Below are 18915 nucleotides of genomic sequence, written 5' to 3'. Positions count from 1 at the left end.
TTGTTTCCTGTGGTAATCCTCCGCTGAACCGCCTACGATCTCTCATATTCGTAACATGATGGAATAGAGGTGCTTATGCGCTGGCAAGGGCGTCGTGAAAGCGACAATGTGGAAGACAGACGTAGTGATTCAGGTTCGCCGCTGGGCGGCGGCGGTGGCGGTTTCCGTATTCCAAGCGGTAAAGGCGGCATCGTCCTGCTAATTATCGTTCTGGTGGCGGGTTACTATGGCGTGGATTTAACCGGCATGCTGACCGGCGAACCGATGCCGCAGCAGCAGACTTCAACCCAGCGTTCGATCAGCCCGAAGGATGATGAAGCGGCGAAGTTCACCTCCGTTATTCTGGCCACTACCGAAGATACCTGGGGGCCTATTTTTGAAAAGATGGGGCGGCAATACGTACAGCCGAAGCTGGTGATGTATCGCGGCGCGACCCGTACCGGCTGCGGCACCGGTCAATCGGTGATGGGGCCGTTCTACTGCCCGGCGGACAGCACGGTCTATATCGACCTGTCATTCTATGACGAGATGAAAAACAAACTCGGCGCTGACGGCGACTTTGCGCAGGGCTACGTGATTGCGCACGAAGTCGGCCACCATGTGCAGAAGCTGCTCGGCATCGAACCTAAGGTCCGTCAGATGCAGCAGCAGGCTTCGCAGACTGAAGTGAACCGCCTGTCGGTGAAAATGGAGCTGCAGGCAGACTGCTTTGCGGGCGTCTGGGGCAATAACATGCAGAAACAGGATGTGATGGAAACCGGCGATCTGCAAGAGGCGCTCAATGCCGCTGAGGCCATCGGCGACGATCGTCTGCAGGAGCAGAGCCAGGGCCGTGTGGTGCCGGACAGCTTCACCCATGGGACCTCCCAGCAGCGCTATACGTGGTTCAAACGCGGTTTCGATAGCGGCGATCCTTCGCAGTGTAATACCTTCGGCAGCGCGCTTCGCTAACGTTTGCCGATGGAAACGCTGCTTGACCTGACCGCGCAGATGGCGCGCGAGGGTATTCGTCGCCTGCTGGTGCTCAGCGGCGACGAACATTGGTGTCTGGCGCAGGCCGTTGAGCTGCGAGAGCGGCTGGGCGGCGATAGCCTATGGGTCGGCGCGTTGCCGCAGCAGGAACCCAGCGTGGCGCCGGGTGCGCTGAAAACGCTGCTCGGGCGCGAGTTCCTGCATGCCTTCTTCGATGCTCGTCACGGTTTTGACGTGGCGGCTTTTGCTGCCCTCGGCGGTACGCTCCGCGCCGGCAGTTGGTTAGTGCTCCTCGCACCGGATTTTGCCCGCTGGCCTGAGCAGGCGGATGGCGATTCGCTGCGCTGGAGCGATACGTCTGAACCGATTGCCACCCCTAACTTTGTCCATCGTTGTCTTCAACTCTTTAGCGCGGATCCTGAGGTCGCGCTGTGGCGACAGGGCGACGGCTTACGGTTGCCGGAGGCCGCGCCACGCAGGCACTGGCATGCTGCCGATGGCTACCCGCAGGCCGAACAGGCCGCCATTCTTTCGTCACTACTGTCATCGCCCCCGGAAATTGCCGCCGTCACCGCCGGGCGCGGGCGCGGTAAATCTGCGCTGGCGGGAATGTTGATCCATCAGCTCGCCGGCTCCGCCATCGTCACCGCGCCGACGCGCGACGCGACAGCGGTCATCGCCGCTTTTGCGGAAGAGAAGATGCGCTTTATGGCGCCTGATGCCTTGCTGGCAAGCGACGCGAAAGCCGACTGGCTGGTGGTCGATGAGGCTGCCACTATCCCGGCACCGACGCTGCGCCAGCTGACGACGCGTTTTCCCCATACGCTGTTAACGACGACGGTTCAGGGCTATGAGGGTACCGGTCGCGGCTTCTTATTGAAGTTCTGCGCCGGTTTCCCAACGCTACGGCGGTATAACCTGTCGTCGCCGATTCGCTGGGCGCCGGGTTGCCCGCTGGAGTCGGTTATCGACCGGTTATTATTATTTAACGATGAGGCGTTTCTCCATGTGCCACATGGGGAACCGCAGCTGGAGACGTTAAGCCAGGATGCCTGGCGCGAACAACCCACGCGCCCATCAGAGGCTTATCAACTGCTTTCCGGCGCGCATTACCGCACTTCGCCGCTGGATTTGCGCAGGATGATGGATGCGCCGGGCCAGCACTTTACCGTGGCTCGCTGCGGGGATGGCGTCGCTGGCGCGGTGTGGCTGGTGGAGGAGGGAGGGCTTGAACCTGAACTTAGCCGTGCCGTCTGGGCCGGATATCGTCGCCCGCGCGGCAATCTTGTGGCCCAGTCATTGGCCGCGCATGGCGGCAGCCCGCTGGCGGCGACGCTGACCGGCAGGCGCGTCAGCCGTATTGCCGTACATCCAGCGCGTCAGCGCGAAGGGCTGGGGCAGCGTTTAATCGCCCATGCCGTCAAGCAGACGCACGGCTGTGACTATCTCTCCGTCAGCTTTGGTTATACCCCTGAACTATGGCGCTTCTGGCAGCGCTGCGGTTTTCTGCTGGTGCGGATGGGCACGCATCGCGAGGCGAGCAGCGGTTGCTATACGGCGATGGCGCTTTATCCGCTCAGTGCAGTGGGGCAGCAGCTGGCCTGGCGCGAACATCAACGGCTGGCGCGGGATGAACGCTGGCTAAGTCAGTGGCGTGACGAACGCGCTCCGGTGACGGCGGATGAAACAGCTATGCTTACTGAGGAGGACTGGCTGGAGATTGCCGGTTTTGCCTTTGCGCATCGTCCACTGCTGACGGCGGTTGGGAGTCTGAACCGGCTTCTGCAGGTGACGCCGCTGCCGTTAGTGGCGCTTCATGCGCGATTAGCGCAGCACGATGAGGCAGCGCTGTGCGCAAACCTTGGTTTATCCGGGCGCAAGGCGCTGTTGGGGCGACTGCGGGAAGAGGCGGCGGCGGCGCTGTCAGGCCTCGATCCTGCCCGCGCGCAACGGCTGGACGAGTGGGTCAGGAAGCTGCAATTTTTTTAACTAACTCATTCAGTTAAATGGCATGGTCATATTCTCTGCGCGGCGTAAACTGCCTTGCATCAATCAGGAGCCAGATTCCTGCTTATCTGAGACATCAGGAGATAACCATGAAACACGATCACTTTATTGTTCAGAGCCCGGCAACACCTGCGCAACAGTTGCTGCTGCTGTTTCATGGCGTTGGCGATAATCCGGTTTCGATGGGGCAAATTGGTAGCTGGTTTGCGCCGCAATTTCCCAATGCGCTCATTGTCAGTATCGGTGGCGCAGAACCCTGCGGCCCGGCGCCGGCGCGGCAGTGGTTTTCGGTGCAAGGCGTGACGGAAGAGAATCGTCAGCAACGCATCGATGCCATTATGCCGACCTTTATTGAAACGGTGCGCTACTGGCAAAAACAGAGCGGTTTGGGCCCACAGGCGACGGCGCTGATCGGTTTTTCGCAGGGGGCGATTATGTCGCTTGAGAGTATTAAAGCCGAGCCAGGACTGGCGTCGCGGGTGATTGCCTTTAACGGCCGTTACGCGACGCTGCCGCAAACGGCGACCACGCAAACCACCGTGCATCTGATCCACGGCGGCGAGGATCGGGTGATCGATCTGGCGTGGGCGGTCTCCGCACAGGAGCGGCTGCAGGAGCTGGGGGGAGATGTCACGCTGGATATCGTTGAAGATCTCGGACATGCCATTGATGACCGGAGCATGCAGTTTGCCCTCGATCGGCTGCGTTATACCGTACCGAAGCACTATTTTGATGAAGCGCTAAGCGGCGGTACGCCGAAAGATGACGATATTATCGAAATGCTGTAATGGCCCCGCGGTACAACGTCGGCTGGGATGGGTAGCCCGGGTAAGGCGTCAGCCGCTACCCGGGAATGCATCCAGCCTACGCGATGACGGGGAGCGCTGGTTTACTTCTTCGGTTGGTCTTTGTTCGGCCAGTCGTCGTCGTCATCCCACTTGCTATTGAAGTCGCGATGCGGCGGCAGATCCGGTTTGTTATCGAGATATTTTTTCGGGTCGACGCGATTAAGATCTTTAATCACGTTGATCATCACGCCGACTAAAAATACCAACACCAGAATCCACCAGTGGTTGATAAGCCATTCCATGCTGTGTCCTCTTTTTACCCCGCAGCGGCGCTGCAGGGTAATCGTTATTGTCGTCAGGCGACCAGTTGTTCCATGATGCGTTGATACATCCGCGCCAGCAGCTGCAGGTCGGCGGCATTGACGCATTCATTAATTTTATGAATGGTCGCATTCACCGGACCCAGTTCAACTACCTGCGCGCCCATGCGGGCGATAAAGCGTCCGTCAGAGGTACCGCCGGTGGTTAGCAACTGCGGTTTTACTTCATTATAGTGCTCAATGGCGTTCACTACCGCATCGACAAGATTGCCGCGGCCGGTCAGGAATGGCTGGCCGGAAAGCCACCATTCGACGGTATAGCGCAGCTGATATTTTTCCAGCAGCGCGATGATGCGCGCCTTGATCATCTCGTCGGTCAACTCGGTGCTGAAACGGAAGTTGAACTGAACGAACATATCGCCTGGGATGACGTTGTTACTGCCGGTGCCGGACTGCACGTTGGCGATTTGCATGCTGGTCGGCGGGAAGTACTCATTGCCTTTATCCCATTCGATAGCCACCAGCTCCGCCAGCATCGGCGCCGCGCGGTGTACCGGGTTATCGGCGAGGTGCGGATAAGCGACGTGGCCCTGGACTCCATGAATCGTCAGGTTACAGGTGAGTGAACCGCGACGGCCATTTTTCACGACATCGCCAACCACTTCGGTACTTGAAGGTTCGCCGACCAGGCAGTAATCAAGGCGCTCGTTACGCACCATCAGCGTTTCGACCACTTTTACCGTGCCATGGGTGGCGCTGGCTTCTTCATCTGAGGTGATGAGAAACGCCAGACGGCCTTTGTGGTTCGGATACTGCGCGACAAAGCGCTCGGCGGCGACAACCATCGCCGCCAACGACCCTTTCATATCCGCCGCGCCGCGGCCAAACAGCATGCCATCACGAATAGTCGGTTCAAACGGCGGATTGATCCAGCGGTCGGCGTCGCCGGCCGGTACCACATCGGTATGGCCGGCAAAGGCCAGCGTTTCACCCTGTCCACGCCAGGCCCAGAAATTTTGCGTATCGCCGAAGTCCATCGCTTCAACGGTAAAACCGATCGCCCGCAGACGTTCAATCATTAACGCCTGGCATCCCGCATCATTGGGGCTAAGGGAAGGGCGGCGAATAAGCTGCTGAGCCAGCTCAATGACCGGGCAAGACATAGACTACACCTCGTTAATAAATTTTTCGTAGTTTGCTTCGCTAAAGCCCAGCAGCATAGGCTGACCGGGCGCGCAGAGCAATGGGCGTTTGATAATTGCCGGCATTTCCAACATCAACGCCGCCGCCGCATCGGCATTATCGATCCCAGTGCGGACCGATTCATCGAGTTTGCGCCAGGTGGTGCCGCGGGTGTTAAGCAGCGCTTCCCAGCCTAATTCGGCAATAAAGGTATTCAGCAATTCGCGGTCCAGTCCGTCAACACGATAATCATGGAAGCGATAGTCAATCTGATGGGCTTCCAGCCAGCGGCGGGCCTTTTTAATGGTGTCGCAGTTTTTGATGCCGTACATGGTCAACATAATTAAACCTTCACGTTAAAAGAATATGTTTCTCAGTCTTTTCCGAATATATAAGTTTTGTTAAATAATACGTGAATTGGCTGGATAAATATAACTTTTCAGTCTTGTCTGATTAAAATTTGTTCTTTTTCTCGGCAGACTAAGATAATGAATTACAGGAATTCTGATATTAACAAAATGTTGCGTAATGTTGCTCTATGTCACATTAAATTTACATGAACCGGCTTATGGTAGCGGCAAGCCAGAGTATTCAAGGCTTGCGGCGACAATAAAAGCGATTAGAGCGATAGATCGGACGAACTTCTCCTGAGCGGGGAATTTATCTAAAATCGCCATAATAATAAGAGAGGCTATTATGATTGAACATGAACTGGGGAACTGGAAAGATTTTATCGAAGACATGCTGCGTAAATAAAATCTGGCTTTGTCGGTACTGAAGACAATGTTTGACCCATGAAAAAGGCGACTATGACAGTCGCCTTTTCTGTTATTTGCAGGTTTATTCCGGCCTCTCTTTCAGCGGGAAGCGGCGGCGCACCAACACGAAGAACAGCGGCACAAAGAAGATGGCCAGCACGGTGGCGGAGAGCATCCCGCCCATGACGCCGGTACCGACCGCATGCTGACTGCCGGAACCCGCGCCGGTACTGGTGGCCATCGGCAGCACGCCGAAGATAAACGCCAGTGAGGTCATCAGTATCGGGCGTAGACGCTGGCGGCAGGCCGATAGCGTGGCGGTCAGCAGATCTTCGCCTTTCTGGTTCAGTTCGTTGGCGAACTCAACAATCAGGATGGCGTTCTTTGCCGACAGGCCGATGACCGTCAACAGACCTACCTGGAAGTAGACATCGTTTTCCAGGCCGCGCATCCAGGTCGCCAGCAGCGCGCCGATAACCCCCAGCGGCACCACCAGCATCACCGAGAACGGTACCGACCAGCTTTCATATAGCGCCGCCAGACACAGGAACACCACCAGCAGAGAAATGGCGTACAGGGCAGGCGCCTGAGCGCCAGACAAACGCTCCTGATAGGACATCGCCGTCCATTCCAGGCCGAAACCGTTCGGGAGCTGTTTGGCTAACTCTTCCATAATGGTCATGGCGGTACCGGTGCTGACGCCAGGCGCGGCTTCACCGACGATCTCGACCGCTGAGTAGCCATTGTAACGTTCGAGGCGCGGTGAACCCGTTTCCCAACGCGAGGTGGCGAAGGCGGAGAACGGTACCATGGTGCCGCTACTGTTACGCACATACCACAAATTGATATCGTCCGGCAGCATGCGATATTTCGCCGCCGCCTGGACGTAGACCTTCTTCACGCGTCCGCGATCCATAAAGTCGTTCACGTAGCTCGAACCCCAGGCGGTCTGCAGCGTATCGTTAATATCATCAATGGAGACCCCCAGCGCCTGGGCTTTACGCTGGTCGATATCAACCTGCAACTGCGGACTGTCGTCCAGGCCGTTGTGGCGTACGCGGGTGAGCTGGTCGTTGTTCGCCGCCAGCTCCAGCAGCTTGTCGCGTGCTGACATCAACGCCTCGTGACCGTTACCGGCGTGGTCTTCGAGCTCCATATCGAAGCCCGCGGAGCTGCCAAGGCCGCTGATGGCCGGTGGGCTGCTGGCAAAAACGCGCGCTTCTTTAATTTTATTGAAGGCTTTGGTCGCGCGCTCAATGATAGCGAACGAGGAGCCGGTTTTTGGGTCGCGCTGATCCCAGTCTTTCAGGCGGACAAACATACGTGCGACGTTCTGGCCGTTGCCGCCGGGGCCGGAGCCGACGGTAGCAAATACCGACTCGACGTTACTCTTCTCGTTGTTGAGGAAATAATCTTCCGCTTTTTGCACCACTTTCAGCGTCTGCTGTTGGGTGGAGCCGCTCGGGAGCTGTATCGAGGTGGTGAACATACCGCGGTCTTCCAGCGGCAGGAACGAAGTCGGCAGATGCAGGAACAGCAGCACCATGCCGCCGAGCAGCAGGACGTAAATCAAAATCCAGCGCAGCGAGCGATGGAGAATTTTGCCCACGAAAGTTTCATAGCGGCTGGCGCTGCGGTTGAAAGTGCGGTTAAACCAGCCGAAGAACCCTTTTTGACCATGCTCCTCGCCTTTTTGAATCGGTTTTAACAGCGTGGCGCACAGCGCCGGGGTGAGGATCATCGCTACCAGCACCGACAGCACCATTGCTGAAACGATGGTAATGGAGAACTGGCGGTAAATGGCGCCGGTGGTGCCGCCGAAGAAGGCCATGGGCACGAATACCGCCGATAGCACCATAGCGATACCGACCAGCGCACCCTGGATCTGCTTCATCGATTTTCGCGTCGCTTCGCGCGGCGAGAGCCCTTCCTCGCTCATAATGCGTTCGACGTTTTCGACCACGACAATGGCGTCATCGACCAGCAGGCCGATAGCCAGCACCGTCGCGAACATCGTCAGGGTGTTAATACTGTAACCGCAGGCGTAGAGCACCGCGAAGGTGCCCATCAATACCACCGGCACGGCGATGGTCGGGATCAGGGTCGCGCGGAAGTTCTGCAAGAACAAATACATGACCAGGAACACCAGCAGAATCGCCTCCAGCAGCGTTTTCACCACATCGGTAATCGAGGCTTTTACAAAAGAGGTGGTCTCGTAGGCGACTTTATACTGCAGTCCGTGCGGGAAATATTGCGACAGTTCATTAAGACGGGCGATAACGCGCTCGGCGGTGGCCATTTCGTTGGCGCCGGAGGCGAGCTTAATCCCCAGCCCCGAAGCGGCCTGACGATTATAGCGGCTCAGATAATCATATTTTTCTGCGCCCATTTCGACGCTGGCGACGTCGCCCAGCGTGACTTCCGAACCATCCTGATTAACGCGCAGGGTAATATCGCGGAACTGCTGCGGTGTTTGTAGCAGCGATTGTGAGTTGATGGTGGCGTTCAGCGCCTGGTTATCAACAGATGGCGTACCGCCCAACTGGCCGACGGCAATTTGCGCGTTCTGCGATTCGATGGCGTCAGTTACATCTTTCGCCGTCATCTGATAGCTGTTGAGTTTCGCCGGATCGAGCCAGATACGCATTGAGTACTGCGAACCATAGGCGTCGATATCGCCGACGCCGTTGACGCGGCTTAGAGGATCCTGCACGTTACTGGCGACGTAGTCGGCAATATCCTGCTTATCCATGCTGCCGTCGGTAGAGACAAACGCGAGAGTGAGAATGTTGGTGTCGCCGGTTTTGCGCACCGTGACCCCCTGATTCTGTACCGCCTGCGGCAGTTTACGCATCGCCGATTGCAGCTGGTTTTGTACCTGCTGTACGGCTTCATCCGGGTCGGTACCGGCGGTAAAGCTCAGGGTAACCGTTGCCTGACCGGTGGCGCTACTCTGCGATGACATGTACATGAGGTTATCAAGGCCGGTCATATTCTGTTCGATAACCTGGGTGACGGTATTCTCCAGCGTTTGCGCCGAAGCGCCTGGATAATTGGCCGTCACCCGGACGTTAGGCGGCGCCAAATCCGGATATTGTTCTACGGGGAGCGACAAAATTGCCAGCGTGCCGGTCAGGACTAATAAAATAGCCAAAACCCAGGCAAAGATGGGGCGATCGATAAAGAAATTCGCCATCGGAATCAGGACCTCATTGTATACATTTTTTGTTATTGCGCAGCTTGTGACACTTTAAAGTTAACCCCGCAGGCAATCGTGGAGAAATTAAGGAGATAGTGTAATTTATCATGTGTCTTTTATGAGAGCGTAAAGAAACCTCTGCCGCTCCTCTCTGAATTTATATGCGCTTATCACGTCTTTTCTGTCATTCCGTCAAAGCCGCCTATTATTGCTCAGCTAAATGAAACAAAATTTCATTCAGGTCAATATTTTTGATCTAAACCGGATTCTGGCGAGAAAAGCCGATTTCTGGGCAAATGACCATTGTCCCACGGTCATGATGTCAGGTAATAAACAGTCATACTAAATGAGGGGTTATTAGCGATAAGCCGGAAGGATGTATGAACCACTTTATTATGAGCGATAGTCGCAAATGCATCGGATGCAGGGGCTGCGAAGTGGCCTGCGTGATGGCGCATAATGGCGAACAACATGTCTTGACCCCACAGCGCTTTTTGCCGCGTATTACCGTTATTAAAAACCAGAAACAGCGTAACGCGGTAACCTGTCGTCACTGTGAAGGCGCGCCCTGCGTGCGTAGCTGCCCTAATGGCGCCATTAGCCAGCAGGATGACAGCGTATTGGTGCATGGAGAAAAATGTATTGGCTGTAAATCCTGCGTGGTGGCTTGCCCCTTTGGCGTGATGCAAATCGTCGTCACACCAGACGGCAGGGCAACGGCGCACAAGTGCGACTTATGCTATGAGCGCCAAGCCGGGCCAGCCTGCGTGCAGAATTGTCCGGCGCAAGCATTACAGCTGGCGACCGATTCCACGCTAAGCGAGATGGCGAAAACGCGGCGCCTGCGGGCAGCGCGTGCGGATGCGGCGTCGTGGCAACATCGTACTTTGACCGCTTTAGCGTCAACCTCTGGCGATAAGGCCAGCCAGATGGCGGCCACGCCCGCGCGCGGCGAGGCGGATAAACTGGCGGCTGATGCGCGTAAACAGCACTTTGGCGAAATCTATTTGCCCTTCAGCGCCGAACAGGCGCGGCGGGAAACGCAACGCTGTCTGAAATGCGGCGATCGCAGCATCTGCGAGTGGACCTGTCCGTTGCATAACCATATTCCGCAGTGGATCGAGCGGGTAAAAGCCGGCGACATCGCCAGCGCCGTTGAGCTTTCCCATCAAACCAACTGTCTGCCGGAAATCACCGGCCGCGTCTGCCCGCAGGATCGCCTGTGCGAAGGCGCCTGCACGCTGCGCGACGAGAGCGGCTCGGTGACTATCGGCAACATCGAACGCTATATCTCCGACCAGGCGCTGGCCGACGGCTGGCGCCCGAACCTTTCGGCGGTAAAAGCCAGCGGCAAGAAGGTTGCCATCATCGGCGCCGGGCCTGCGGGCCTGGCCTGCGCCGACCTTCTGGCGCGTAGCGGCGTGGCGCCGGTGGTGTTCGATCGCCACCCGGAAATCGGCGGCTTGCTGACTTTCGGTATTCCGCCTTTCAAGCTGGATAAATCATTGCTGGCCCGTCGGCGCGAGATTTTCAGCCAAATGGGCATCCGCTTTGAACTGAACTGCGAGGTGGGCAAAGACATCGAACTCGCTCAACTGCTTGCAGACTATGACGCGGTTTTCGTCGGCGCCGGTACCTATCGCTCGATGAAAGCCGATCTGCCCAATGAGGAGGCGCCGGGCGTGTATGAAGCGCTGCCGTTCCTTATCGCCAACACTAAACAAGTGATGGGGCTGGAAGCGCTGGCCGATGAACCTTATATCGATACCGCCGGGCTGAATGTTGTCGTGCTGGGGGGCGGCGATACGGCGATGGACTGCGTGCGTACCGCGCTGCGCCACGGCGCGCAACGGGTCACCTGCGCCTATCGTCGGGATGAAGCTAACATGCCGGGGTCGAAAAAAGAGGTCAAAAACACCCGCGAAGAGGGGGCGAACTTTGAATTCAATGTTCAGCCGATCACCCTTGAGCTCGGCGAGGACGGCCGGGTCAGCGGCGTGCGTTTTCTGCGTACCCGGCTTGGCGAACCGGACGCACAGGGCCGCCGCAGCCCGTCGCCGATCCCCGGCAGCGAATTTGTGATGCCTGCCGATGCGGTCATTATGGCGTTTGGTTTCCACCCGCATTCGATGCCGTGGCTGGAAGCCGCAGGGGTACAGCTGGACAGTCGCGGGCGGATCAAGGCGAACGTGGAGAGCCGCTATCGTTACCAGACCAGTAATCAGAAGATCTTTGCCGGCGGCGACGCGGTACGCGGCGCGGATTTGGTGGTGACGGCGATGGCGGAAGGGCGGCATGCCGCGCAGGGGATCATGGACTACCTGGGCGTCGCTTCCGCACTGCCGCACTAACGACAAAGCAGGCTCCGCGGCGTAGTATGACTGGGTTATTTCACGCTGCGGAGTTTGCATGTCACTTAATATTCACGTCATTAAAGATAAAATCCTCTCCGAAAACTACTTTCTGCTGCGCAACATGACCTATGAGTTGACGCGCCGCGACGGCAGCGTCGTGCGTCACAAACGCGAAGTGTACGATCGCGGCAACGGCGCCACGGTTCTGCTTTACAACCCCAACAAGCAGAGCGTGGTCCTGGTGCGTCAGTTCCGCGTCGCCACCTGGGTTAACGGCAACCCTGATGGCATGCTGATTGAAACCTGCGCCGGACTGCTGGATAACGACGCGCCAGAGGTATGCATCCGCAAGGAGGCGATTGAGGAGACCGGCTATCAGGTCGGCGAGGCGCGCAAGGTCTTCGAACTCTATATGTCGCCCGGCGGCGTGACCGAACTGATTCACTTTTTTATCGCCGAATACAGCGAAGCGCAGCGCGCTAACCGGGGCGGCGGCGTGGATGATGAAGATATTGAGGTGCTGGAACTGCCGTTCGTCCGGGCGCTGGAGATGGTCGCCAGTGGTGAAATTCAGGATGGCAAAGCGGTGATCCTGCTGCAATACCTACAAAATTCCGGCCTGATGTCGCGGGATCTCTGATAAATCTGATTGAGCAAAACCCCGCCAGTGCTGATGATAATGATGAATTAGAAATCACTCTGTCAGTCATACTTCGGGATTGTGCCGCTCATGTTTTATCGGGTTTTAATGCTGCTTTTTTTCGGTTTTCTGCCGACGTCGTTGGCGTGGGCGGCGCCAGCCCAGCAGTTGTTTGGCGACTGGCTTGTCACCTGCAACAATCAAAATTATTGCGTCACGCGTAATGTCGGGCTGCATCATGGATTGGTGATGACGTTAAGCCGCAGCGCGGGGGCAGCCACCGATGCCGCTTTACGCATCGAACTTGGCGGAGTCGGTAATCCGGTTGCCGCGCTGGCGGCCATCGGCCCGCGGCTGCAGCTAGATGGAAAACCGCTGCATTTTGACGGTAAACATTGGCAGATTGCCGATAAGCTGATCAAAACCGGTGATAGCGTCAGTATCGACGCTTTCCTGCAGCAGGCCCAGGAGGGGAAAGAGATTACCCTGCAAAACGGTCTGCAAAGCATTTCATTGAAGGGCCTGAAGGCCGCGCTGCTATTTATTGATAATCGGCAAAAGCGGGTCGGCAGCGAAACCGCGTGGGTCGGCAAAGGTGAAGAACCACCGCTCAGCGTACCGCCAGCGCCGGCGTTGCGCACCGTAGGCAAAGCGGAGGTGGCGCAGTCGCCCCTCAGCCGCGACGAACTAAATGAGCTTATCGATTACGGCAATGAGCGGATGAACGCCAGCCCCTGTTCGCTCGATCCTTTCCGCCGGGAAATCCGCGTCACCGCGCTGACCGATGAGAAAGTTCTGCTGATGACCAGTTGCGAAGCGGGCGCCTACAATACCGTTTGGCTGGCGTGGCTGGTGTCGCGCAAAACGCCGCATCTTGCCCGCCAGGTGCGCCTGGCGCTGCCTTTCCAGCCGCCCGGCGATGCGCCGCGTGATATTGAGTTGATTAACGCCAGCTTTGACGAGCAGCGTCATGAACTGGTGACCTTCGATAAAGGCCGCGCGCCGGGCGATTGCGGGATCCAAACCCGCTGGCGTTATGACGGCCAGCGGTTCAATTTGACCCGCTACGCTCAGCAACCGCAGTGCGATAACTGGCAGGGGCCAGACGCCTGGCCCACACTATGGATCACCCGTTAAGCACCTTACGGCTGACTTCGACAATATGTTCAGCGGTAAAGCCGAAGAACGGGAACAGCTTGTCGGCGGGCGCCGATTCCCCGTAGCGGGTCATACCAACAATTGCGCCTTTCAGGCCGACATATTTATACCAGTAGTCGGCGATACCGGCTTCGATAGCGACGCGGGCGCTAACATCGGAAGGCAGCACCGACTCGCGCCAGGCCTCATCCTGAGCATCGAAAACGTCGGTGGAAGGCAGCGACACCACCCGCACGTTTATGCCGCTGGCCAGCAGCGTCTCCGCCGCCTGAACGGCGATCTCGACTTCCGAACCGGTGGCGATCAGGATGAGATCCGGCTTGCCGCCCGCATCCTTCAGAACGTAACCGCCGCGAGCAATTTCCTGCACCTGTTCCGGCGTACGGGCCATTTGCGCCAGATTCTGTCGCGAAAGGATTAATGCGGTAGGGCCGTCCTTGCGATCAATGGCCGCCTGCCAGGCGACGGCGGTTTCCACCTGATCGCACGGACGCCAGGTACTAAAATTGGGCGTCAGCCGCAGGCTTGCCAGCTGCTCCACCGCCTGGTGTGTTGGGCCGTCCTCGCCAAGGCCGATTGAATCATGGGTGTAGACCATAATCTGGTGCGCCTTCATCAGCGCCGCCATGCGCGCGGCGTTGCGCGCGTATTCGACGAACATCAGGAAAGTCGAGGTATAGGGAATAAAACCGCCGTGCAGGGCGATGCCGTTGGCTACCGCGGTCATACCGAATTCGCGTACGCCGTAGTGGATATAATTACCCGCCTGATCCTCTTTGATCGACTTCGAGCCGGACCAGATCGTCAGGTTACTGGGCGCCAGGTCGGCGGAACCACCGAGCAGCTCAGGCAAATCCGGGCCGTAGGCGTTAAGCGCATTTTGTGAAGCCTTACGGCTGGCGATCTTCGCCGGTTCCGACTGTAGCTTCGCTACATAATCGCGGGCCGTTTTTTGCCAGTTATCCGGGAGCTCGCCTTCCATGCGCCGTTTAAGCTCAGCCGCCAGTTCTGGATACTGCTGCTGATAAGCGGCGAATTTTTCATTCCACGCATGTTCTGCTTTCTCGCCGCGCGGCCGCGCATCCCAGCCCTGATAAATTTCTTTCGGGATTTCAAACGGCGGATATTTCCAGCCCAGCTGTTCGCGGGCCAGCGCGACCTCTTTTTCCCCCAATGCCGCGCCGTGCGACTCTTCGGAACCGGCTTTATTTGGTGAACCAAAGCCGATTATGGTGCGGCAAATAATCAGCGAGGGTTTGTCTGTTACCGCCTGCGCCTCCTGGATTGCCTGCTTCACCGCCTGGGGGTCGTGACCGTCGATATCGCCAATCACGTGCCAGTGGTAGGCGCGAAAGCGCTCGGCGGTATCGTCGGTGAACCAGCCTTCAACGTGGCCGTCAATAGAGATACCGTTGTGATCGTAGAACCCGATCAGCTTGCCTAATCCCAGGGTGCCCGCCAGCGAACTGGCCTCGTGAGAAATCCCCTCCATCAGACAGCCATCGCCCATAAACACCCAGGTGTAGTGATCGACGATGTCGTGGCCGGGACGGTTAAACTGCGCCGCCAGCGTACGTTCGGCGATAGCCATCCCGACGGCGTTAGCCAGCCCCTGGCCGAGCGGCCCGGTGGTGGTTTCCACGCCGGGGGTATAACCATGTTCCGGGTGACCCGGCGTTTTCGAATGCAGCTGGCGGAAGTTTTTCAGCTCATTCATCGGCAGATCGTAGCCGGTCAAATGCAGTAGGCTATACAGCAGCATCGAAGCATGGCCGTTAGACAAAATGAAACGATCGCGATCGTACCAGTGCGGATTTGTCGGGTTGTGCTTGAGAAAATCGTTCCACAGCACTTCGGCGATATCCGCCATCCCCATCGGAGCGCCGGGGTGGCCGGAATTGGCTTTCTGGACGGCGTCCATGCTCAGGGCGCGAATGGCGTTAGCAAGCTCTCTTCGGGACATAGTCGTTTACTCCGTGACAAAGGATGACAGTTTTGCTGCTAGCAGATCTTCCAGTTTGCGTTGATCGACGGCGAACTGGCGAATACCTTCCGCCAGTTTTTCTACCGCCATCGGATCCTGGTTATGCTCCCAGCGGAATTCCGCTTCGCTCATCGGAACCGGGCGTGGCAGTATCTGATGAGCGGGGATGAGTTTGCGTATTACCGGCGCGTCGCTGGCCTGCAGCTCTTGTAACAAGGCTGGGGAGATGGTGAGGCGGTCGCAGCCGACCAGCGCGAGGATTTGTTCGGTGCGGCGGAAGCTGGCGCCCATCACGATGGTGTTGTACTTATGGAGTTTGAAATAGTCGTAGATATTGCGCACCGATTTCACCCCCGGGTCTTCATCAACCACGTAAGGATCTAACGGCTGACGCGCCTGATACCAATCGTAAATACGCCCGACGAATGGCGAAATCAGAAACACGCCGGCTTCAGCGCAGGCGCGAGCCTGGGCGAAAGAGAACAGCAGCGTCAGGTTGCAGTGAATCCCTTCTTTTTCCAGCACCTCCGCGGCGCGGATCCCTTCCCAGGTGGAGGCTAGTTTGATCAGGATCCGCGACTTATCGATCCCCATTTCCTGATAGAGAGCGACCAGATGGCGCGCTTTCTCGATACTTTTTTCACGATTGAAGGAGAGACGGGCATCGACTTCGGTGGAGACGCGCCCTGGGATGCTTTTGAGTATTTCCGCACCAAAATTGACCGCCAGTTTATCGCAGGCATTGGCGACCTGCGTCTCGCGGTTGCCGCCCTGTTTTGCAGCCCAGGCGAGGGCATCATCGATAAGCCCGGCGTAGTTATCCAGTCCGGCAGCCTTTAAGAGCAGCGAAGGGTTGGTGGTGGCATCTTCAGGCTGATAGTGGCGGATAGATTCAATGTCGCCGCTGTCGGCGACTACGGTGGTGAATTGTTTGATACTGTCTAGCTGGTTCATTAAAAAGTACTCCTGGAACAATAAGTTGCATGAGTTCTTGTCGTTATGCGGTAGAGGTCGTGATGAGGTACATAACTAAAAAGCATAGCAGACGGGGCTATCATTGACCGTGAAACTAGGTTACATAAATATTATAAATTGATAACAACCAGACCTTTGTGATGGCAAGAGTATGGCGGCCTTCAAAGTTTAAACCGCCGTCAGGCGCGATACTAAGCCTCGCCTTAAGGCGGGCCGACGGCTCGCCATCACGCTTCACCCCCTACGATTCGATACGTGAAAGGAACCATAAAATGGATGAGCAGTTGAAACAAAGCGCCCTCGATTTCCACGAGTTCCCGGTGCCCGGGAAAATTCAGGTGTCGCCGACTAAGCCCCTGGCGACCCAACGCGATCTGGCGCTGGCATATTCGCCAGGCGTTGCCGCGCCGTGCCTGGAAATTGAGAAGGATCCTTTGGCCGCTTACAAATACACCGCTCGCGGCAACCTCGTGGCGGTGGTCTCCAACGGTACCGCCGTCCTCGGTTTAGGCAATATCGGCGCGCTGGCCGGAAAACCGGTAATGGAAGGAAAGGGTGTTCTGTTTAAAAAGTTCGCCGGTATCGATGTGTTCGATATTGAAGTCGATGAGTTGGATCCTGACAAATTCATTAATGTCGTCGCCGCCCTGGAGCCGACGTTTGGCGGCATCAACCTCGAAGATATTAAAGCGCCGGAATGTTTCTACATTGAGCAGAAACTGCGTGAACGCATGAATATTCCGGTGTTTCACGACGATCAGCACGGCACGGCGATTATCAGCACCGCGGCGATCCTCAACGGTCTGCGGGTGGTTGAGAAGAATCTCTCTGATGTGCGGATGGTGGTCTCCGGCGCGGGAGCGGCGGCTATCGCCTGTATGAACCTGCTGGTGGCGCTGGGAATGCAGAAACACAATATCGTGGTCTGCGACTCCAAAGGCGTTATCTATAAAGACCGCGAAGCCAACATGGCGGAAACCAAAGCGGCCTACGCGGTGGAAGACGACGGGAAACGTACCCTCGACGATGTCATCGATGGCGCGGACATTTTCCTTGGCTGCTCCGGGCCGAAAGTTCTGACTCCGGAGATGGTCAAGAAGATGGCGCGCTCGCCGCTGATCCTCGCGCTGGCGAACCCGGAGCCGGAAATCCTGCCGCCGCTGGCGAAGGAAGTGCGCGACGACGTGATTATTTGTACCGGCCGTTCCGACTATCCAAACCAGGTCAACAACGTGCTGTGCTTCCCGTTCATCTTCCGCGGCGCGCTGGATGTTGGCGCGACGGCGATAAACGAAGAGATGAAGCTGGCGGCGGTTCATGCTATCGCCGAGCTGGCGCATGCCGAACAGAGCGAAGTCGTGGCTTCCGCCTATGGCGACCAGGATCTCAGCTTTGGCCCGGAGTACATTATTCCGAAACCGTTCGATCCGCGTCTGATCGTCAAGATTGCGCCAGCGGTCGCTAAAGCGGCGATGGAATCAGGCGTGGCGACGCGGCCAATTGCCGACTTCGATGCCTACATCGAGAAGCTGAGCGAGTTCGTTTATAAAACTAACCTGTTTATGAAGCCGATCTTCTCCCAGGCGCGCAAAGAGCCGAAGCGCGTGGTGCTGGCGGAAGGTGAGGAGACTCGCGTGCTGCACGCCACGCAGGAGCTGGTTTCTCTGGGGCTGGCGAAGCCAATCCTCATCGGTCGCCCGAGCGTGATTGAAATGCGCATCCAGAAACTGGGCCTGCAGATTAAAGCGGGCGTGGACTTCGAAATCGTCAATAATGAATCCGATCCGCGCTTCAAAGAGTACTGGAGCGAGTACTACCAGTTGATGAAGCGCCGCGGCATTACCCAGGAGCAGGCGCAGCGGGCGGTCATTAGCAACACTTCGGTCATTGGCGCGATTATGGTTCATCGCGGTGAGGCGGATGCGATGATCTGCGGAACCATCGGAGATTATCATGAGCACTATCGCGTGGTTCAGCCGCTGTTTGGCTTCCGCGACGGCGTCAGCACCGCCGGGGCGATGAACGCGCTGCTGCTGCCAAGCGGAAACACCTTTATCGCCGATACCTACGTCAATCACGATCCATCGCCGGAAGAGCTGGCGGAGATCACCCTGATGGCGGCGGAAAGCGTGCGTCGTTTTGGTATCGAACCGCGTGTCGCGCTGCTGTCGCACTCTAACTTCGGTTCAGCTGATTGCCCGTCTGCCAGCAAAATGCGCAAAACGCTGGAATTGGTGAAAGCGAGCGCGCCGGATCTGATGATTGACGGCGAAATGCACGGCGACGCCGCGCTGGTGGAGAGCATCCGCAACGATCGTATGCCGGATAGCCCGCTGAAAGGGGCGGCTAATATTCTGGTGATGCCGAATATGGAAGCCGCGCGTATCAGCTACAACCTGCTGCGCGTCTCCAGTTCGGAAGGGGTAACCGTCGGGCCGGTACTGATGGGTATCGCTAAGCCGGTGCATATTCTGACGCCTATCGCCTCCGTGCGCCGTATCGTCAACATGGTGGCGCTGGCGGTCGTGGAAGCGCAGACCCAGCCGCTGTAAGCACAATAAAAAAGTAAGCCCCGGTA

At 57.3% G+C, this 18915-nt stretch carries 13 protein-coding genes and 1 pseudogene; 8 read left to right on the top strand and 6 right to left on the bottom strand.

Annotated features, from left to right (window positions below; translation table 11 throughout):
• The first annotated feature begins 75 nt into the window (after positions 1-75).
• The 3 genes from ABLV08_RS16335 to ypfH all read left to right on the top strand — a co-directional run bounded on the left by ABLV08_RS16335 (position 76) and on the right by ypfH (position 3767).
• Positions 76-951: a neutral zinc metallopeptidase gene (locus tag ABLV08_RS16335; protein WP_015365467.1), complete on the top strand. Its 876-nt coding sequence runs from the start codon at positions 76-78 to the stop codon at positions 949-951.
• A 9-nt stretch (positions 952-960) separates the two neighbouring features.
• Complete coding sequence (locus tag ABLV08_RS16330; RefSeq protein WP_348856037.1) at positions 961-2961, top strand: GNAT family N-acetyltransferase; 2001 nt, start codon at positions 961-963, stop codon at positions 2959-2961.
• Between the two features lie 107 nt (positions 2962-3068).
• Complete coding sequence (gene ypfH, locus ABLV08_RS16325; RefSeq protein WP_020078198.1) at positions 3069-3767, top strand: esterase; 699 nt, start codon at positions 3069-3071, stop codon at positions 3765-3767.
• Between the two features lie 101 nt (positions 3768-3868).
• Here ypfH and ABLV08_RS16320 read toward each other — a convergent pair whose 3' ends face one another.
• Genes ABLV08_RS16320 through ABLV08_RS16310 form a run of 3 tightly spaced genes read right to left on the bottom strand, consistent with a single transcriptional unit; the run spans position 3869 to position 5610 of the window.
• Positions 3869-4069 (bottom strand): YpfN family protein, encoded by a 201-nt coding sequence (locus tag ABLV08_RS16320; protein ID WP_015365470.1) that lies wholly within the window; start codon positions 4067-4069, stop codon positions 3869-3871.
• 53 nt (positions 4070-4122) lie between these two features.
• On the bottom strand, positions 4123-5250 hold the full coding sequence (gene dapE / locus ABLV08_RS16315) for a succinyl-diaminopimelate desuccinylase (RefSeq protein ID WP_348856035.1): 1128 nt from the start codon (positions 5248-5250) through the stop codon (positions 4123-4125).
• Positions 5251-5253: 3 nt separating this feature from the next.
• On the bottom strand, positions 5254-5610 hold the full coding sequence (locus ABLV08_RS16310) for an ArsC family reductase (protein ID WP_015703145.1): 357 nt from the start codon (positions 5608-5610) through the stop codon (positions 5254-5256).
• Between the two features lie 355 nt (positions 5611-5965).
• Between ABLV08_RS16310 and ypfM the strand changes: the two genes are divergently transcribed.
• Positions 5966-6025, top strand: coding sequence for a protein YpfM (gene ypfM / locus ABLV08_RS16305; RefSeq protein ID WP_087867655.1), 60 nt, complete (start codon positions 5966-5968; stop codon positions 6023-6025).
• 84 nt (positions 6026-6109) lie between these two features.
• On the opposite strand, the gene acrD is transcribed toward ypfM, so the two are convergent.
• Complete coding sequence (acrD, locus tag ABLV08_RS16300) at positions 6110-9223, bottom strand: multidrug efflux RND transporter permease AcrD (RefSeq protein WP_149271721.1); 3114 nt, start codon at positions 9221-9223, stop codon at positions 6110-6112.
• Positions 9224-9606: 383 nt separating this feature from the next.
• Here acrD and aegA point away from each other — a divergent pair, with 383 nt between their 5' ends.
• The 3 genes and pseudogenes from aegA (at position 9607) to ABLV08_RS16285 (ending at position 13357) form a co-directional block, all read left to right on the top strand.
• Positions 9607-11577, top strand: coding sequence for a formate-dependent uric acid utilization protein AegA (gene aegA / locus ABLV08_RS16295; RefSeq protein WP_348856033.1), 1971 nt, complete (start codon positions 9607-9609; stop codon positions 11575-11577).
• A 58-nt stretch (positions 11578-11635) separates the two neighbouring features.
• Positions 11636-12233 (top strand): annotated as a pseudogene (gene nudK, locus ABLV08_RS16290) (GDP-mannose pyrophosphatase NudK).
• A gap of 77 nt (positions 12234-12310) precedes the next feature.
• Complete coding sequence (locus ABLV08_RS16285) at positions 12311-13357, top strand: DUF1176 domain-containing protein (RefSeq protein WP_348856032.1); 1047 nt, start codon at positions 12311-12313, stop codon at positions 13355-13357.
• Here ABLV08_RS16285 and tkt read toward each other — a convergent pair.
• Both tkt and tal read right to left on the bottom strand, forming a co-directional pair.
• Complete coding sequence (tkt, locus tag ABLV08_RS16280; RefSeq protein ID WP_348856031.1) at positions 13347-15341, bottom strand: transketolase; 1995 nt, start codon at positions 15339-15341, stop codon at positions 13347-13349. The genes ABLV08_RS16285 and tkt overlap by 11 nt on opposite strands.
• Positions 15342-15347: 6 nt before the next feature.
• Positions 15348-16316 (bottom strand): transaldolase, encoded by a 969-nt coding sequence (gene tal / locus ABLV08_RS16275; protein WP_015365479.1) that lies wholly within the window; start codon positions 16314-16316, stop codon positions 15348-15350.
• Between the two features lie 293 nt (positions 16317-16609).
• Here tal and maeB point away from each other — a divergent pair, with 293 nt between their 5' ends.
• The gene (gene maeB, locus ABLV08_RS16270; RefSeq protein WP_015703139.1) at positions 16610-18889 is read left to right on the top strand and encodes an NADP-dependent oxaloacetate-decarboxylating malate dehydrogenase; all 2280 of its coding nucleotides are present in this window, start codon (positions 16610-16612) and stop codon (positions 18887-18889) included.
• The last annotated feature ends 26 nt before the right edge of the window (positions 18890-18915 follow it).

This window comes from Klebsiella sp. CN_Kp088 (genome assembly GCF_040064335.1).
In the GTDB taxonomy this organism is placed as follows: Bacteria; Pseudomonadota; Gammaproteobacteria; order Enterobacterales; family Enterobacteriaceae; genus Klebsiella; species Klebsiella aerogenes.
Note: the sequence above shows the minus strand (reverse complement) of the source record. Positions and strands in the feature narration are given on the sequence as shown.

What these genes read in the sequence shown, in the direction of transcription:
- ABLV08_RS16335 (WP_015365467.1), top strand. Translation starts at nt 76, where the DNA reads ATGCGCTGGCAAGGGCGTCGTGAAAGCGACAATGTGGAAGACAGACGT.
- ABLV08_RS16330 (WP_348856037.1), top strand. Translation starts at nt 961, where the DNA reads ATGGAAACGCTGCTTGACCTGACCGCGCAGATGGCGCGCGAGGGTATT.
- ypfH (WP_020078198.1), top strand. Translation starts at nt 3,069, where the DNA reads ATGAAACACGATCACTTTATTGTTCAGAGCCCGGCAACACCTGCGCAA.
- ABLV08_RS16320 (WP_015365470.1), bottom strand. Translation starts at nt 4,069, where the DNA reads ATGGAATGGCTTATCAACCACTGGTGGATTCTGGTGTTGGTATTTTTA.
- dapE (WP_348856035.1), bottom strand. Translation starts at nt 5,250, where the DNA reads ATGTCTTGCCCGGTCATTGAGCTGGCTCAGCAGCTTATTCGCCGCCCT.
- ABLV08_RS16310 (WP_015703145.1), bottom strand. Translation starts at nt 5,610, where the DNA reads ATGTTGACCATGTACGGCATCAAAAACTGCGACACCATTAAAAAGGCC.
- acrD (WP_149271721.1), bottom strand. Translation starts at nt 9,223, where the DNA reads ATGGCGAATTTCTTTATCGATCGCCCCATCTTTGCCTGGGTTTTGGCT.
- aegA (WP_348856033.1), top strand. Translation starts at nt 9,607, where the DNA reads ATGAACCACTTTATTATGAGCGATAGTCGCAAATGCATCGGATGCAGG.
- ABLV08_RS16285 (WP_348856032.1), top strand. Translation starts at nt 12,311, where the DNA reads ATGTTTTATCGGGTTTTAATGCTGCTTTTTTTCGGTTTTCTGCCGACG.
- tkt (WP_348856031.1), bottom strand. Translation starts at nt 15,341, where the DNA reads ATGTCCCGAAGAGAGCTTGCTAACGCCATTCGCGCCCTGAGCATGGAC.
- tal (WP_015365479.1), bottom strand. Translation starts at nt 16,316, where the DNA reads ATGAACCAGCTAGACAGTATCAAACAATTCACCACCGTAGTCGCCGAC.
- maeB (WP_015703139.1), top strand. Translation starts at nt 16,610, where the DNA reads ATGGATGAGCAGTTGAAACAAAGCGCCCTCGATTTCCACGAGTTCCCG.